The sequence below is a fragment of the Halococcus sp. PRR34 genome (assembly GCF_028617175.1).
Taxonomy (GTDB): Archaea; Halobacteriota; Halobacteria; order Halobacteriales; family Halococcaceae; genus Halococcus; species Halococcus salifodinae.
In genome coordinates, this window is record NZ_JAQJDA010000013.1 from 86,235 (window position 1) to 102,426 (window position 16,192).

Annotated in this window: 14 protein-coding genes and 2 pseudogenes; 8 read left to right on the forward strand and 8 right to left on the reverse strand. The window is 64.1% G+C overall.

What is annotated here, in order from left to right; all coding sequences use genetic code 11:
- Nucleotides 1–11: 11 nt before the first annotated feature.
- A complete protein-coding gene (locus tag PHA81_RS14785; protein WP_005042697.1) occupies nt 12–1,001 on the forward strand; it encodes an NAD-dependent epimerase/dehydratase family protein in 990 nt (329 codons plus the stop codon).
- Nucleotides 1,002–1,018: 17 nt separating this feature from the next.
- Here PHA81_RS14785 and PHA81_RS14790 read toward each other — a convergent pair whose 3' ends face one another.
- Entirely contained in the window at nt 1,019–1,900 is an 882-nt protein-coding gene (locus tag PHA81_RS14790) for a helix-turn-helix domain-containing protein (RefSeq protein WP_005042700.1), read from the reverse strand.
- A gap of 219 nt (nt 1,901–2,119) precedes the next feature.
- Between PHA81_RS14790 and PHA81_RS14795 the strand changes: the two genes are divergently transcribed.
- The 3 genes from PHA81_RS14795 (at nt 2,120) to PHA81_RS14805 (ending at nt 5,117) form a co-directional block, all read left to right on the forward strand.
- Nucleotides 2,120–2,983: an ABC transporter permease gene (locus PHA81_RS14795; protein ID WP_005042703.1), complete on the forward strand. Its 864-nt coding sequence runs from the start codon at nt 2,120–2,122 to the stop codon at nt 2,981–2,983.
- Complete coding sequence (locus PHA81_RS14800) at nt 2,980–3,927, forward strand: ABC transporter ATP-binding protein (protein ID WP_005042705.1); 948 nt, start codon at nt 2,980–2,982, stop codon at nt 3,925–3,927. Before PHA81_RS14795 ends, PHA81_RS14800 begins: the two co-directional genes overlap by 4 nt.
- 131 nt (nt 3,928–4,058) lie before the next feature.
- Nucleotides 4,059–5,117, forward strand: a complete 1,059-nt coding sequence (locus PHA81_RS14805; protein WP_005042707.1) for an NAD(P)-dependent glycerol-1-phosphate dehydrogenase — start codon at nt 4,059–4,061, stop codon at nt 5,115–5,117.
- A gap of 55 nt (nt 5,118–5,172) precedes the next feature.
- On the opposite strand, the gene PHA81_RS14810 is transcribed toward PHA81_RS14805, so the two are convergent.
- Complete coding sequence (locus PHA81_RS14810; RefSeq protein ID WP_005042710.1) at nt 5,173–6,192, reverse strand: AIR synthase family protein; 1,020 nt, start codon at nt 6,190–6,192, stop codon at nt 5,173–5,175.
- A gap of 161 nt (nt 6,193–6,353) precedes the next feature.
- Here PHA81_RS14810 and PHA81_RS14815 point away from each other — a divergent pair, with 161 nt between their 5' ends.
- Both PHA81_RS14815 and PHA81_RS14820 read left to right on the forward strand, forming a co-directional pair.
- Nucleotides 6,354–8,921 carry an ATP-dependent DNA helicase gene (locus PHA81_RS14815; protein WP_005042711.1) on the forward strand — a complete coding sequence of 856 codons (2,568 nt, stop codon included), beginning with the start codon at nt 6,354–6,356 and terminating at the stop codon, nt 8,919–8,921.
- Nucleotides 8,922–9,518: 597 nt separating this feature from the next.
- A protein-coding gene (locus PHA81_RS14820; RefSeq protein ID WP_273837350.1) for an IS1595 family transposase occupies nt 9,519–10,402 on the forward strand; the annotation gives its coding sequence in 2 pieces (ribosomal slippage) (nt 9,519–9,981 and nt 9,981–10,402; 885 coding nt in all).
- Here PHA81_RS14820 and PHA81_RS14825 read toward each other — a convergent pair.
- The 5 genes from PHA81_RS14825 to PHA81_RS14845 form a co-directional block, all read right to left on the reverse strand.
- Entirely contained in the window at nt 10,384–10,869 is a 486-nt protein-coding gene (locus PHA81_RS14825) for a hypothetical protein (protein ID WP_005042714.1), read from the reverse strand. The genes PHA81_RS14820 and PHA81_RS14825 overlap by 19 nt on opposite strands.
- A gap of 255 nt (nt 10,870–11,124) precedes the next feature.
- Nucleotides 11,125–11,883: a CAP domain-containing protein gene (locus PHA81_RS14830; RefSeq protein WP_005042716.1), complete on the reverse strand. Its 759-nt coding sequence runs from the start codon at nt 11,881–11,883 to the stop codon at nt 11,125–11,127.
- A 95-nt stretch (nt 11,884–11,978) separates the two neighbouring features.
- Nucleotides 11,979–12,494, reverse strand: coding sequence for an NUDIX domain-containing protein (locus PHA81_RS14835; RefSeq protein ID WP_005042717.1), 516 nt, complete (start codon nt 12,492–12,494; stop codon nt 11,979–11,981).
- A 177-nt stretch (nt 12,495–12,671) separates the two neighbouring features.
- Nucleotides 12,672–14,468: a S9 family peptidase gene (locus PHA81_RS14840; RefSeq protein WP_005042719.1), complete on the reverse strand. Its 1,797-nt coding sequence runs from the start codon at nt 14,466–14,468 to the stop codon at nt 12,672–12,674.
- Nucleotides 14,469–14,660: 192 nt separating this feature from the next.
- Complete coding sequence (locus PHA81_RS14845; protein ID WP_273837351.1) at nt 14,661–15,434, reverse strand: hypothetical protein; 774 nt, start codon at nt 15,432–15,434, stop codon at nt 14,661–14,663.
- A 100-nt stretch (nt 15,435–15,534) separates the two neighbouring features.
- On the opposite strand from PHA81_RS14845, the gene PHA81_RS14850 reads away from it, so the two are divergent.
- Nucleotides 15,535–15,729, forward strand: coding sequence for a hypothetical protein (locus PHA81_RS14850; RefSeq protein WP_049909980.1), 195 nt, complete (start codon nt 15,535–15,537; stop codon nt 15,727–15,729).
- Nucleotides 15,730–15,829: 100 nt separating this feature from the next.
- Nucleotides 15,830–15,922, forward strand: a pseudogene (locus tag PHA81_RS14855) (IS6 family transposase); the annotation flags it as partial.
- On the opposite strand, the pseudogene PHA81_RS14860 reads toward PHA81_RS14855, so the two are convergent.
- Nucleotides 15,921–16,118, reverse strand: a pseudogene (locus PHA81_RS14860) (Glu/Leu/Phe/Val dehydrogenase); the annotation flags it as partial. The pseudogenes PHA81_RS14855 and PHA81_RS14860 overlap by 2 nt on opposite strands.
- Nucleotides 16,119–16,192: the final 74 nt, after the last annotated feature.

The following is a 16,192-nucleotide window of genomic DNA, read 5'->3' on the forward strand; positions in this document are numbered from 1 at the left end:
CAGGGTCGTCGATGTCTCACGCCATGATCATCGGCGGCACGCGCTTCATCGGCCGCCACACGGTCCGGGAGCTACTCGACGACGGATACGACGTCACCGTCTTCAACCGCGGGAACCACGAGAACCCGTTCGCCGACGACGAGGCCGTCGCGCACGTCGCGGGCGACCGGACGAACGAGAACGCGGTCGAACGCGCCGCCCGCGAGGTCGATCCAGACATCGTGATCGACTGCGTGGCCTACCATCCGGGCGAGGTGCGCCACGCGACCGACGTGTTCGCCGACTGTGAGGCCTACGTCGTGATTTCGAGCGGGTCGGCCTACGACGACGAAGAGATCCCGAAACGCGAGGACACGACCGCGCTCCACGGCTGCACCGACGAGCAGGCGGCCGACGACTCGATGGACAGCTACGGCCCCCGAAAAGCCGAGATCGATCGCGCGGTCGCCGCGGCCGCCGACGAGGGCGTGAACGCGATGAGCGTCCGCCCGCCCGTGGTCTACGGACCACACGACTACACCGAGCGGTTCGACTACTGGATCGATCGAGTAGTCAATCACGACCGCGTGATCGTCCCCGGCGACGGCGACTCCCTCTGGCATCTCGTGTTCGCACCGGACGTGGCGAGCGCCCTCCGAACGGTGGCCGAGGAAGGCACGCCTGGTGAGACCTACAACACCGGCGACCGCCGACTGCCGGTGCTCTCGGAGTGGGTCGAGCTGATCGCCGACACCCTCGACACCGAGATCGAGATCGTGACGGCGAACGAGCGCGAACTCGGTGCGGCCGACCTCGCGCCCGACGACTTCCCGCTCTACCGGTCGTATCCCCACGTCCTCTCGACCGCGAAACTCGCGGAGCTGGGCTGGGAAGCGACGCCGATCGGGACGGCGCTCGAACGGACGGTCGAGGACCACCAGGCGAGCGATCGCACCGGCCGTGAGAACGGCCCCGATCGAGAGGCCGAGGAGCGCGTGCTCTCGGTGTTGGATACGCTCTGAACGACGGGCTCGTCCAATCAGTCGGTGTCGACGACCGCCAGTTCGTCGTCGAGAACTAGCCGAAGCACGTCTCCGCTGAGTTCGAACTCGATGGCGATCCGGATCGGATCCTCAGTGAGAACGGTGCCGGTTGAACTGTCCTGAAAGCTGATTTCGAGCGTGCTACGCTTCCGGATGTCGATGCCGTGCTCGTGGTAAAACGAGACCACTGCCGGGTGGTCGAGGACGGCGATCGAGACCGGACTCCATGCATCCATTCCGCACCGAGCGCAGGAAAACCGCGCGAACAGTACCTCGGTGGTCTCCCCCTCGGCGAGTCGCGGCGACGGCGTAGAGGGAACGGTTGTCTCCATCGGTCCCCAACAGTGCGGACAGGACCCTTCACGGATCTTTTCGACCATGCGCCGCGTGTCTCGGTCTGCGAGCGCGAGGAGATCGTCCATCGTGCGTCCGAGCGCCGCACCGGGCGGCAGCGCGTTCGCACTGATCATCCCGTGCTCGGGACATTCGAGCCGGAAGAACCCATCCTCGTAGACCGCTTCGATGGCCGCCTCGTGTTCCGGACACTCCTGATCGGTCTCCGTCCGACGTGGTTCGATGCGTTCGGTGTAGGTTCCCGCGCGGATCGCGCCGGCGAGGTAAAAGCCCGCGTTCCGGAGGACGTACTCGCCGTCGAGTTTCCCGACGAAGTGGTCCTGAAGCGCCTGCAGATGGTAGTTGAACGTTCCGGCGTCCTCGACACCGACCGCCTTGCGGAGTTCGGCGAACGGAAGGCCCGCAACGCGCCACTCGGTCCGCCGGGGCTTCGCTAACTCCTCGATGATAGCCAGCCGTGTCTCGTGGCCTAGCACCTCGAAGGCCTCCGTCGGCGTGGGTCGCCGCTCCGCTTGAGCGCTCATACCTGAACTGGCGGGGCGTCGTGCAAAACCTTTCTGCGCATACAGTTCAAATCCGTAACTGGAGTGCTCTCCCGGAAAGCGATAAGTGACGAACCAACGACGTGCTGATCGAATGAATCAATGTGGATCGTTCGCACGAACAGACGCGAGGCTGGACGAACCGACTGACACGGACGACACCGCCGTTTCGGTCGTCTGTCCTGGGCCCAACCGATAACGATGGCGACGGACACCGAACCCACCACGACCGTCCAGGACCGATACGAACCGACGACGGCCGTCCCGTGGCTTCACCAGGTGAAGGCGTTCGCGCTCCGGACGCTCCGGGAACTGTTCCGCAACCGGAGCGCCCTGTTCTGGGGCCTCGTCTCGCCCGTATTCTTCTACGTGTTGTTCGGCGTCATCGTTCCACAGGGCCCGTCTTCGGGCGCATACAAGGCGTCGAACGCCGTCGCGTTCGGGGTGTTCGGAGCGTTCAGCGTCACACTCGTCATCTTCGCTGCCACGTTGAGCGCCGATCTCACCAACAAGCGCTATCGGAAGCTTCGTTCGCTGCCGATCGCGCCGTCAGCCGACGTTCTCGGCCGATTCGTGGGTGGGTTCGCCCTTGCTGTGGTATCGTTTTCGCTCGTACTGGCGGTGGGGCTCGTCACCGGAGCGTCGTTCGCGCTCCGGGGACTGCTATCGATACCGATCGTGCTGACGAGCCTGTTTCTGTTCTGTCTGCTCTCGGTGGCGGCCGCCGTGCTGGTCGCGGCGGTGATCGACGAGGGCGAGTACATTGTCGGCGTGACGAACATGCTCGTGCTCGGCCTCTTTTTCGTGACGGGCTACAACGGCCTCGTCCCGGGACTGATGCCCGAACCGCTGCCCGGACTCGTCAACTACGTCCCGAACGCGCTCGCGGCGCGGCTCGGGATCTATCACCTCACGACGATCGGGCCGAACGGACCGCTCTCGCCGCCCCCGCTGCCGACCGGGCCGGAGTATCTCGCGCTGCTCGCTGGGTACACCGTCGTCATCGGAGCGGTCGCATCGGTGGTCATGCGCCGCTACATCTATGCAGGCGACGGGGGTGAATGAACGTGACTGACGATCGAACGACGGCTGCCACGGACGCCGGGGATCACGAGATCGACCGAACCGATTCCGAGGCCGTCATCGAGGCTCGCGGCGTGACGAAACGTTTCGACGGTGACGGCGGAGGGGTTCTCAGCGGGATCGATCTCGACGTCCGGAACGGCGAGACCACGGTACTGATGGGACCGAACGGTGTCGGCAAGACGGTGCTCCTGGCGTGTCTCGCGGGCGGCCTCCATCCGTCGGCGGGCGAGATACGAGTGTTCGGCAAGCAACCTTCGTTCGCCGGCGCGCAGCTCTCTTTCATGCTCCAGAACGCCCTCGCCATCCCCGAACTCTCCGGTCGGGAGAACCTCGAATACTACGCCGACCTCCATCCCGCCGCAACCGGTGAATGGCGAGCGATCGCGGAGCGACTCGATCTCGCCGACGATCTCGACCGCAAGGTGCGGGACTACTCCAGCGGAATGGTTCGCAAGCTCGAACTCGCGGCCACGCTGAGCGTCGACGTGCCGCTCTATCTACTCGACGAGCCGACCGCGGCACTCGATCTCACGACGGTCGATCGGTTCCACGCGCTGCTCGAAGAACGGGCGGACGATGGAGCGACGGTCGTCATGACGAGTCACACACCCCGGGACGCCCGCGCAGCCGACCGAGTGGTCTTCGTCGCGGACGGTCGGATCGTCGCGGACGACGGCTCGGAGGCGCTGCTTGATGGTGTACCGCCGATCGTACGGACGACGGCCCGTGCTGACATTGAGAAAGTCCGTGAGTTGGTTCGCACCGGGCGATTTTTCGAGGGTGACGCCGGCCGCCGCGGATTCCTCGGACCCGATGTCGAGGCCGAGCGGGCCGCAGCCGACGACGGGATACACATCGAGGAGCCGTCGTGGACGGATCTCTTCAACTACTACGCCCACGTCGTGTCGGACGAACGAACCTGATGGTTGTGTGATCCGGCAGGTGATTCTCGCTCACTGTGGACGGTACCGAGAGGGAGTCCGGGAGACGATTTGTGTGGTGAATTCCCGATCCGGAGAGAAAACGGTTTGGCTCGTGCCACCGAGAACGCGTCATGTTCGACAAATCGACGTGGATCCGTCTCCCACGAAACGTCGTGGTTGGCCACGGCGTCCTCTCGCAAACCACTGAGGCCGTGGCCGAGCTCCATCTCGCCGGACGACCCCTGATCGTCACCAGCCCCACAGCTCAGGAAGTGGCCGGCGAGCGTGTCGTCGAGGGGTTCGCCGCCACGGGAACGGAGCCCGCGACGGTCGTGGTCGAGGAGGCGAGCTTCGGGGCAGTCGAGCGGGTGATCGAGACCGCCGAGGCGGAGGAGGCGGGCTTTCTCGTTGGCGTCGGCGGCGGCAAGCCGATCGACATCGCGAAGATGGCGAGTGACTCGCTGAGCATGGGGTTCGTCTCGGTGCCGACCGCCGCGAGCCACGACGGGATCGTCTCGGGGCGTGGCTCGGTTCCCGAGGGCGACACCCGCCACTCGGTCGCCGCCGAGCCGCCCTTGGCGGTGATCGCCGACACCGAGATCATCGCCGACGCGCCGTGGGAGCTGACGACGGCGGGCTGTGCCGACATCATCTCGAACTACACCGCGGTCCGGGACTGGCGACTCGCAAACCGTCTCCAGAACGTCGAATACTCGGAGTACGCGGGTGCACTCAGCCGGATGACCGCCGAGATGCTCGTCGACAACGCCGACTCGATCAAGCAGGGGTTGGAGGAGTCGGCGTGGGTCGTCGTGAAAGCGCTGGTCTCCTCGGGGGTCGCGATGAGTATCGCGGACTCCTCGCGGCCGGCCAGCGGCGCTGAACACCTCTTCAGCCACCAGCTCGACCGAATCGCGCCGGGCGCGGCGCTCCACGGCCACCAGGTCGGTGTGGGTTCGATCTTGACTGAGTATCTCCACACCGGCGACGAGGGCCAGTGGCGGAACGTCCGCGACGCGCTCGCCAGGATCGGCGCACCCACCACCGCCGAGGATCTCGGCATCGACGAGGCCGACGTGATCGAGGCGCTCACGACCGCCCACGGGATCCGGGATCGCTACACCATTCTCGGCAACGGGATGAACGAGGCCGCCGCGCGCGAGGTTGCGAGCGTGACCGGCGTCGTCTGAGCCACCGAAAACGACGTCGGCCGACGCGACGTTTCGAGCGACGCGACGACTACGACTACGACTCCTTCTCCCCGGCGGCGTAGTCGGCGTACACGCCCCACGAGGAATCGACGGCCGGGCGCTCGATCCGTTCGCCGTCGACGTGCGCGCCGGCTCCCTCGGCAACGGTGCCGACGACGGCCGCAGTCGTCTCCCGATCGTCGAGCGCCGCAAGAACGCTTTCGACGTTTTCCGAATCGACCGCGATCAGGAGAGAGCCGGAGCTGGTCGCCGTCCACGGATCGATGTCGAGGTACTCACAGACGGGCTCGACGCCGGGCCTCATTGGCACTGCCTCGCGGTCGACATCGAGGCGGACGCCCGCGCTCCCGGCGACCTCACAGAGCGCGTTGGCAAGCCCGCCTTCCGTGACGTCGTGCATCGCGGTGACCGGCCCAGCGGCCGCGGCGGCGAGCGCGTCCCGAACGGTGTCGGTGTCGTCAAGTCGTTTCCTGGCGGTTTCGAGTGTCGTTGCAGGGAGGTCCATTCGATCGCCGAACAGCGTCGTCAGGAGGCCGACCGCCTCGACGGCGGGGCCGGTCGTGAGCACGAGTCGGTCACCTGGTTGCGCGCCGTCGGGCCTGACGATTTCGTCGGGATCGCCGACCGCGAGCGCGGTCGCGCCGCCGACCCACGGGAACGAACAGCCCTCATACCGCGCCGTGTGTCCCGCCACGACGCTCGTCCCGAGATCGGTGGCTTCGCGGTCGATCGCCGCCCAGAGCGTCGCGAACTCCTCGTCGGTTATCTCCGGGGGTAAGCTGAAGTTGATCGAGAGAAACGAGGGTGGAAGGCCGCTGACGGCCACGTCGGCGAGCACCACGTCGAGCGCGAACCGGCCGGCCCGTTCGAACCCCAACTGAGGAAGGATCGAAATCGGATCGGTCGCGACCACGACGCCCCGTTCACCGATCTCCAGAACTCCGAAATCGACCCCGTGCTGCGGTCCGAGTGCGACATCTGCCCGATCAGCGCCGAGGCGCGGATAGATGTGCTCGTCGAAGAAGTCGGCGTCCACCTTTCCGTAGTCGGCCATGCGGAAACGGGGGCGAGTACCGACAAAACCGTGTCCATCGATGCGCCAGCACCGGGCCTCCGTTCGGGACAGAAGGGCGCGAACCGTCACGCCGAACAGCGGTGGCCGTTTCGCGGACCGACAGTCTATAACGGATGCCGCCGGAATCCAGACTACGATCGATGAGCGGCGACGAACGTCGAGACGAGACAGCCGTCACGGGCGATGGGACCGCCAGCCACGCTGCCGAGGGCGATCGTGAGAGCGAACACGACTGGCACGGGTTCTTCGGCTACGAGGAGCCGTACGCGAACCAGGCCGACGCGATCGAGGCCGCGATCGACGCCGGCGAGGAGGGGGGCTACCTCGTCATGGAGGGTGCCTGCGGCACCGGGAAGACGATGGCCGCGCTCGCGGCTGCCGGCCACCTCCTCCGGAACACCGACCGCTACGACAACGTCGTGGTGGCGACGCCGGTCAAACAGCAACGCCGACAGTTCATCCAGGACCTCCGCGCGATCAACGCCGACCTCGACGAGCCGTTTGCGGGACTCGCACTCGTCGGCAAGCCCGCGCTCTGTCCGTACGAGCGCGCGGACGCGTTCGACCGCGGGGTGCAGGACGCCTGCGAGGACCTTCGGGAGACCACCGCGGGGCTCGTCGCGGGCGACGACGGCGGCGAGGCGTGGTGGGACGCCGGCCGCGCGGCCGAACTCGTCGACTCGGCCAAGATCGACGCCGACTCGTGGCGCACGCTCGACGAGGGGCTCTCGACGGCGGGCGTCGACGCACCGTACTCGACGGGCCGGCCAGCAGCCCCCGAGGCGATGACCGAGAGCGACCGCGAGCAGGTGTTCTGCCCGTTCGAGGCGGACTGGTACGCCCGCGAGAAGGGCTCGCCAGTGAGCTTCGCCGACGGTGAGAGCGGCGTCGTCACGACCGAAGAGTTGCTCGCCGGCGCAGTCCCCGCAGGAACCTGCCCCCATCGGGCGATGGGGGCGCTGCTCGAAGATGCGGACGTCGTCGTCGGCAACTACAACCATCTGTTCGACCCCCGGACACGCGTTCTGACCGACGGCGTGGTCGACGAGCGGACGTTCGTGATCGTCGACGAGGCTCACAGGCTAGAAGGGCGGGTTCGGGACCTCCTGAGCGACCGGATCGGTAGCGTGTCGCTCCGGCGCGCGCGAAACGACGTCGCCCAGCTCGCCTCGTACGCGCGCCAGTCGCGAGAGAATCGCGAGGCGATCGCCAGCCAGCTCGCGAGCTGGGAACTCTCGACCGACGCGCTCGCACAGACGAGAGAGTTCTACGACGACGCCATCGACTGGCTCGATCGCCGAGTCGAGTCCCACCTCGACGAGGAGTTCGATGACCTCGACCGGGCGGCCGAACGCGGCGACCTCCCCGAGCGAACCGAGATCCCGCTCCGCGATCCCGCGGTCGACGAGCCCGACGACTTCACCGAGTGGGCGGCCGAGGCGGGCTACTCCGAGGCGTTCTGTGAATCGCTTCATACTGTGGGTGCGGCAGTCGAGGACGTGCTCGAAACGGTCGATCCGGATCGGAGCTGTGTCTGCGGCAGCGTCGGCCGGTTGATGAGAAACTGGTGGACCAACGACCACGCTGCGTACTTTCGGGAGGTGACACTCGAACGCACCGACCGCGAACACAGTGACAAATGGCGACGCCACTACACCGCGGCGCTCGAATGCTACGACTGCCTGCCGGCGGCGGATCTCCGCGAGCGCTTTGCGGACCTCGGTGGTGGAGTGTTGATGAGCGCCACACTCGAACCGATGGACGTCTTTCGGGAGTGTGTCGGGCTCGACCGACTCGTGACCGACTCGGCCGATGGAGCCGACGCCCCGGACGCCCCGGACATCCCGGACGTTCCCGATGGCGTCGATCTCCAGGGTCCGAAATCGGGCGACGGTGACGGCGGGGCGGCGAACGCTGACGGCGAGGCTGCCGGGGCCGAGTCGGCCAGCGACGAACACTCAGAAGTCGAGCGACCGATCACCGAGCGGACGTACGATCTGACCTTCCCCGCCGCAAACCGCGCGAGCTGGATCGTCGACGTGCCGGCGTTCACCGCACGAAATCGCGGCCCGCCCGACTCCGAAAGCGAGGTCCGCGAGACCTACGCCTACGCGCTCCGGGAGATCGCGCAGAGTCCGGGCAACGTGCTCGTCTGCATGCCGAGCTACCGCGAGGCAGCGTGGGCAGCCGAGCGCCTCGCGGAGTCGGTCGCAAAACCCGTCCTCGTCGACGAACCGTCGAGCGCCGAGACCACCGAAGCCCTCAAACGCGATTTCTTCGCCGACGATGGGAAGGTGCTCGTCACCTCGACACGCGGGACGCTGACCGAGGGCGTGGACTACGACGGCGCGAAACTAAGCGCCTGCGCGGTCGTCGGCGTCCCGCTCGTGAACGTCGCCTCGCCGCGGATTCGCGCCGTGCGGCGGGCTTACGGCGCGGCGTTCGGGGAGGACAAGGCCTTCGAGTACGCGCTCACCGTGCCCGCGGTCCGGCGCGCACGCCAGGCCATCGGCCGGGTCATCCGAGGGCCCGAGGAGGTCGGCGTTCGGGCGTTTCTCGACGAGCGCTACACCCTCGATGCGCCACGGTCGGTCCACGAGTATCTCCCGTCCGAGGAGCGTGAGGAGTGGACCACGATGACGCCGATGTTTCTAGAACAGCTAGTAGAAGAATTCGCTGAAGAACATCCAGAGTGGGGATATGAGTGAGTTTCCATCTCCCCGCTGATTCCTCTCTGAGAAATCTCATGGCCCAATAGTAGAAGATCAGAACAATTGGATGCTCACCCCAGTTAATGCGTGCTGTCCACTACCTCTTCGTTCAGTTTCTCTGTTAACTTCCGAGCCGCTGTCAAGCCCTTTTCTCCGATTTCCTGAATCTCATTAGGGGATGCAAACACCATAGCAGGCGCAAGAGGATCATGCACAATTTCATTCCTCATTCCTCTAATCGCTGCCAAATTTCCGTGCAGACCCTCATCAATGACTCCGGTTCGAAGTAGCCATCGTTCTCTTTGGGATTCATTTAGGCCGCTAACACCACGAATCAGTTCCCATGTCTCTGAGTTATTGGAGTCCTTTGGGTCCTCTTTGTATTCGTCATCAATGAACCTTTCATGGATGATCCAACTGGTACGGTGTTCAATCACTCCCACTACCGTCGCAAAATACGTCAGAATCGGCTCTGAACCGACAGATCCTATAAAAGTCGCATCATACGACGTAGACTCTCTCAATGATTGGATGTTCGCTCATCTCGATAGATCGTAACGCCAATTCCGTTGGAGGATCAAACATCGGCTAACGATGGACGAGGAGTCAGCTCAGGTCTTCCTTCCACCGCGTGAGCGATGCTTCGAGCGTCTCCGTCTCGCCCGCTTCGGCGAGACGGTGACGTGTGTCCATTGCGGAGATGACGCCGTCATCAAACGCGGAACGACCGACAAGGACGCCCAGCAGTACTGGTGCAAGCACTGCGAGACCTACTTCAGCGACCTCACGAAGACGATCTTCTGGCAGCATCGGTTCGGACTCGAAGAGATGTTCTACATCGTCAAGGAGATGCGATCTGAGCCGACCGCTCAGATCGCTCGGGACCTTGACCGAGACTACGAAGCCGTCCTTAACTTCGTCCACAAAGTCCAGGACGTCAGCGGTGATATCGACGAATTCGACCTCTACAACGTGTGTGAAGCCGATGAGGTCTACGTCACGGCTGGTGAGAAAGGACTCGAAGACGAGAACGGGAGTCCGCGCTCGCGCGGACTCTCAAAAAAGGACGCGGAACCTTCGGATCAGACAAACCGCCAGTCCTGACACTCGTCCGTCGGGATGACGGACGAGTTCGGTTTCTGGTCTGTGAGAACCTACAAGATGCTGACGAAGATATCGCCGAGTACGGCGATGGAAGCGTCATCCTCTGCACCGATGGCTACACGATTTACGACGACATCGAGGACAAGGAGGGGGTGGACGGCCATCTGGCCGTCACCCACTCCGAGACCTACGTGATCGGTGACGCTCACACGAACACCTGCGAGAACCGCCATAGCTTCCTCCGCCAGTGGCTGGCGAAGTTCCGAGGTGTCTCGAAACATCACCTCCAGAAATACCTCGGCTTCCTCGAACTGAAGCTCAACTCACCGAACGATTGGTTCGAGAAACTGCTGTGTTACGATGTATCGGGATGAGCGTGGATGTTTTCCCGCAATGAATTTTGGATGTTATCTACTGATACCTCTTCCCTGGGTTTATCGGTTACACTCTTCGAAATTTCATTTACGACTTCGTTCTGCTCTTTCGGAAGTCGTTCCTCGTAGGCATCTATTTCAGAGGCATACACATCAGAGACTAACCCCTCTCTCATGAGTCGGAGCAAAAATTCATCAAGATCCGCCTCATCCCCAGTACTGTCTAATTCAGCAATGATGCGGTTATACTGACCTATTGTATCCGCGTGTGCATCGGTAGCGTATTCTTGACCCTCCAATACATTCGTCATATTGTCATATAATTCCTCCAGTTGCTGTATGGGACTTAGGGCAATTTGGCCATAAATATCGGTTGTCTGTCCAAACGGCATTGCAACCGTCTCGTCTAATGCGTCGACTTGAATTGAATCCGGGTGGTTTTCGGGATCCCAATCATCCAATGGCATACGCTTCCAGCAATCGTCTGCAATCTGTTAATAGTTTCTGTGGAACCAGAATGTCACCTCACACCCCATCCAGAGCACCAGTCTCCGCGCTTGCTATGAACCATATAGAAGACGTATCTAAAACACACCAGTTGGTGTATTGAGTTTTTGTGGTGTTCTACTAGCGGATGTTGGAATAAGAGCCCCCGCTGCTCGACTCGCAGTTCGCGGCGTCTTGGAACAATCGCGAACTGCCTGGCGATGGCGGCGTGTGACTCAACAGAAGTTCTGGGTGGCGTACACCCGGGTCCGGCCGTCAGTCTGTTGGACGTACACGCCGATCGCCTCCTGTCGCCAGTAGGGCTTGAGGAGGTTCTCCCGATGGCTCGTGGAGTTCATCCAGCCGTTCACGATCCCCTGGGCGAGCGCCTCGGGCGTGTCGTAGTTGACCGACCGGTCGTCCATCCTGACAGGTGCGTCGTAGTAGGTGTAAAGGATGTTCTCGCCGCCGGTCGCGTACTTGAACCCGCTCGTGGGGACGCGACACTGGTAGTTGAATTTCGCGTAGCGATCGCCGAGCGTCTCGCCCTCCGGACCGACGTGGGCGAAGTAGCTCCGGTTCGCCATGTCGGCGCTGTGGTACCGGGCGACCGGACGGAGTTCGGTGTCGAACGTGAGTTTCGAACGGTTGTGCTCGACGCGCTCCTCGTTGACCTCCTGATGGACGAGATACTCGACCCGCGTTCCGTTGAGTTCGCTCGCGTCCGAATCCGGGATCTGTGGGACGCTCGCGTTGCCGGCGACATCGCCACTTTCGACGCCGCTCACGCCGCCGACGCCACCGAGTTCGCCGACACTGTCGGCGGCAGCGTCGCCGAGCCCGCGCACGTCCTCGCTCAGCTCGTCGACCGAAGTCGGGAGATCGCCCCCACCGAACGCGAATCCGGCGGCGAGGCCGATTATGACGACCACGAACGCGAGCCGCAACACGACCGAGACCACCCACGCGAGCAGCCCGGCGACCGATCGAAGCATCGGTTCGGGGTTCGCGCCCCGCGAGTATGTATCTGTCCGTCGGTTCGCCGTCCCCCGCCGCCGGTCCAGCTATGGAAAAAACGAATCGTTTGCGGTCAGATCGCGAGCACGCCGGGATCGAGGCCGTCGGTTGGCCGGCTCCGCCGCCACCGCACGGGCGTCTCGGCGGGATCGACGCGTTCGTCGGGGCCACACGAGCCGGCGAACAGCACCACGAGGCAGTAGATCGAGGAGCGGTCGCGGTCGCGGTCGGTCTCGTCGCCGACGCCCACGATCGAGATCCGTTCGACGTCCTCGATCGCACACTCGACGCCGGTCGCCTCGCGCACGTTCCGAATGGCTCCGGTTTCGAGCGATTCGTCGGGCTCGACTCGTCCCCGCGGGGCGGCCCATTCGTCGCGCCGATCCTGAACGAGAAGCACCTCGCTGTCCTCGTTCGTGACGCGCACCCCTGCCGCGGCGCGCTCGTCGGCCGCGACGCCCGCGATCCGCTCGTAGCGCTCCGCCGGCACCGCCCAGCTCGTCTGGTGGACCGACGACGAGTCGTACTCGTCGGTCAGCCTCCCGAGCTGATCTTCGACCCACTGCTCCGAACGACCGGCGGCATCCATACTACGGACGATTTCCCGCCAGCGGAATAAACCCGCCGTATCTTTCATCGCCGTCCCGTCTGGTGGTGTCAGATCGCTCTGACGTTTTCGTTCGTTTCACATGATTTTATGTCGATGAAACCACTATCGCCCGCGACCATTGGGGCTATCGGGGCTATCACGGTCAGGGCGAGCGAGTCAGACGTGCTCGTCGAGGAATCCCGCGATGGCGGTGTAGGCCTCGATCCGATTCTCGCGCTTCGAGATTCCGTGGCCCTCGTCTTCGAAGAGGAGTTTCTCGACGGGTACACCCTGCTCGCGGACGCGCTCGGCGATCTGTTCTGCCTCGCCGACCGGAACGCGCGGGTCGTTCTCGCCGTGGAGCACGAACAGCGGCGCGTCGATCCGGTCGGCGCGGTGGATCGGGCTGATGGATTCGAGGAGATCGCGGTCCTCCTCCAGCGACCCGTACTCGGCCTCACGGAGTTCGCGCCGCCACGAACCGGTGTTTTCGAGGAAGGTGACGAAGTTCGCGATCCCCACGATGTCGACCCCGGCGGCGAACAGATCGGGATACTCGGTGAGCGCCGCGAGCGTCATGAACCCGCCGTAGGAGCCACCCATCACTGCGATCCGGTTGGGGTCCACGGGTGAGAGCTCGGCGAGCCACTCGACGCCCGCCTCGATGTCGGCGACCGAGTCCATCCGCTTTTCGACGTCGTCGAGGTGGGTGTACGCCGTCCCGTAGCCCGACGAGCCCCGGACGTTCGGCTCGAAGACCGCGTACCCCTGATCGAGGAGGTACTGGGTGACGGGGCTGAATCGTGGCCGGCGCTGGCTCTCGGGGCCGCCGTGGATGTCGACGACGACCGGTGTGTCGCCCGCAGCGGGATCGGTGGGCAGCGAGAAAAACGCCGGAATCTCCCGGCCGTCGAAGCTCTCGAACTGCACGAGCTCCGAGTCGTGAAACCGATCCTCGGCGAGGCCGGCGGTCGAGGCGTGCGTCCAGCGGTCGCTTTCGCCGGACGCGATGTCGACGACGTGGACGTTCGCGTTCTCGCACGGACCCGTCACCGTGATCGCGAAGCGCTCGGCGTCGTCGTCGAACTCGATCGCGCCCGCGAGGCCGTCGGGGAGATCGGGCGTCGGAAACGTCTCGATCGTCGTCTCGTCCGTGAGTCGCCCGACCGTGAGATCGGTATAACCGTCGACGTTGCGCCCGTAGACCAGCCGGCCGGTGTCTCCGTCGAGCACGAATCGATCGACGTTCCACTCCGGATCGTCGACGATCGGTTCGATTTCCAGGCTACTGAGATCGAGCCGTGCGAGCGAGAGGGTGTCGCTGTCGCGGTCGGTCAGGCAGTAGAGCGCGTCGCCGTCGGGCCCCCATTCGACACCCATGAAGCGCACGTCGTCCTCGTGGGGCGTGACGTGTTCGAGTGCTCCAGTATCGAGATCGAGTACGGAGAGGTCCTGATCGAAGCTCGAATGCGCCTCGCTCACGACGAGGCGATCGTCGTCGGGGCCGAAGCCGGCGACGGTGAGCCAGCCGTCGCCCTCGTGGACGAGTTCGGCGTTGTCGCCCGTCGCGTCGCGTGCCTGGGTGTAGACGTCGAACACCGACTCGTCGCGCCGGTTGGCGGTGAACGCAAACCGGTCGCCGTCGTGGCTCCAGCCGCCCCATCGGTGTTTGGCTGCGGGACGGTCGGTGAGCGGCGTCACCGAGCCGTCGGGATCGAGTCGAGAGAGCTGGACGCGCTCGTTACCGCCCTCGTCCCGCCCGAAGATCAGTTCGTCGCGTGTCGGCGAAAACGACCCAAAGGTGACGCGCTCGTCGGCGAACGTTCGCTGGTCGGGCCAGCCGCCGGATTCGGGAAGGGTCCAGATCTGGGGCGTGCCGGTGGTGTCGAGCAGGAAAGCGAGGTCACCCGAGGGCGCGAACGACCCGGTCGATGCGCTGCGGACGTTGAGGTAGCGCTCGATGTCAGAGAGCACGACCGGTGTTCACGGACCACTTACAAACCGTTTCGGTTGGGGGAAAACCGAACGACGGGAACCATCGATCGAGAGGTGCACCGAGAGCTGTTTCCAGCGATCGGGCCTTCGTACGCCACGACAAGGCAGATAAGGTCGAGCGACGTACGTCCTTCAAGTGATCGAACCGGGCCCAGAATCGGAGCTGCTCGATCAGGACGACCTGTCCGCCATCGAGCGGTGGCTGGCACCCGCGGTCGGTGTCCTCGTGATCGTCGTTCTCCTCGCAAGCGTCGGGTTTCTCCTCACGAGCGTGCTCGACGATCCCGGCGGGAGTGAAACCGACCCGGCCGCAGCTGGTCCGATCGTCGACGGCGCGAACGCCACGACCACGCCGGCCGTGACGACGGAACCAACGGCACGGTCCACGAACGAAACCACCACGACACCGGGACCAACCACGACGGAACGACCGTCGCAGACACCGTCGCCAACGCCGACAGTCACCGCATCGTCCACGCCCTCACAGACGACATCGATTGCGACAGCAACGGCAACTGCCACACCGACATCCACCGACACGCCGACACCTACCGATACGGCGACCGCCACAGCCACCGCATCCTCGACGGCGACGACCACACCGACGCCGACCGCCACCGCTACACCGACACCCACGCCGTCACCGACGCCAACAGCAACACCGACAGCGACCCAAACGACCGCACCCACGCCGTCACCAACCGCGACGCCAACACCCAGCGACACCCCGGCGACAGCCTCGTCGACGACTACCGACACACTGACAGCGACCGAGACACCAACGGCAACGGAAACCCCGACGCCGACGGAAACCCCGACGCCGACGGAAACCCCGACGCCGACAGCGACACCAACACCAACGCAGACGGCTACGGCGACATCGGAGACCGAGGATACCGACACACCGACGGATACAGGTACACCGAGCGCTACGGAAACGGCCACAGCGAGTCAGACGACGAGTACGCCGACCGCAACGACAACCGCCTCGTCGACAACCACGACGTCAGCAGCGACGGCAACGACCACGGCGACGACGAACACGGTGACAGCGAGTCAAACCACTACGTCGCCACTGTCATCGACGAGTAGCGAACGGAGTGGGGAGGCGGCCACGACCACGGAGCGCGATGATACCGACGAAGCCGAAGACGAGGAATCGACTGACGAGGAGGAGACGACTGGCGAAGAGGAAACGACCGACGAAACGGGGACGACGGGAGAGATCGATGGAGAGTGAGTCGAGCAGGTCACGCACCGTCCGTGAGCACTAACGGCCCACCCGACGGTAGTGTTCAGATACGGCTGAACAGTGCGGCACGGTGTGATTTCAGTGATCCATGCGGAAATCCACTGACCTCGACGGTTGTTTGGACGAAATACACGTGGATGTTGTGGAGCGAGAAGCAACGCCGCGACTGTTGATGAAGCCTGGACAGCGACAGTGGTTTCTGCGATATCTCGATCGTAGTAGTTTATGGCTTCACGCGTAATGAGAGCAACTGAGCGGCCGGGGGCTCCCTCACGACCGTGCGAGCCGCCGATAACGGGAGGCTTTCCGGTAACCACACCCGGCGTCGTCTCACCTTACTGCATCGAGTACGCATCCATGAACCACGCCATCGTTTGGTCGCGTCGCAGAATCCTTTAGAATCGGGACGATACCCGTCGGCAAGAAGCCGTAGCTGATACCTGAAAGGAAG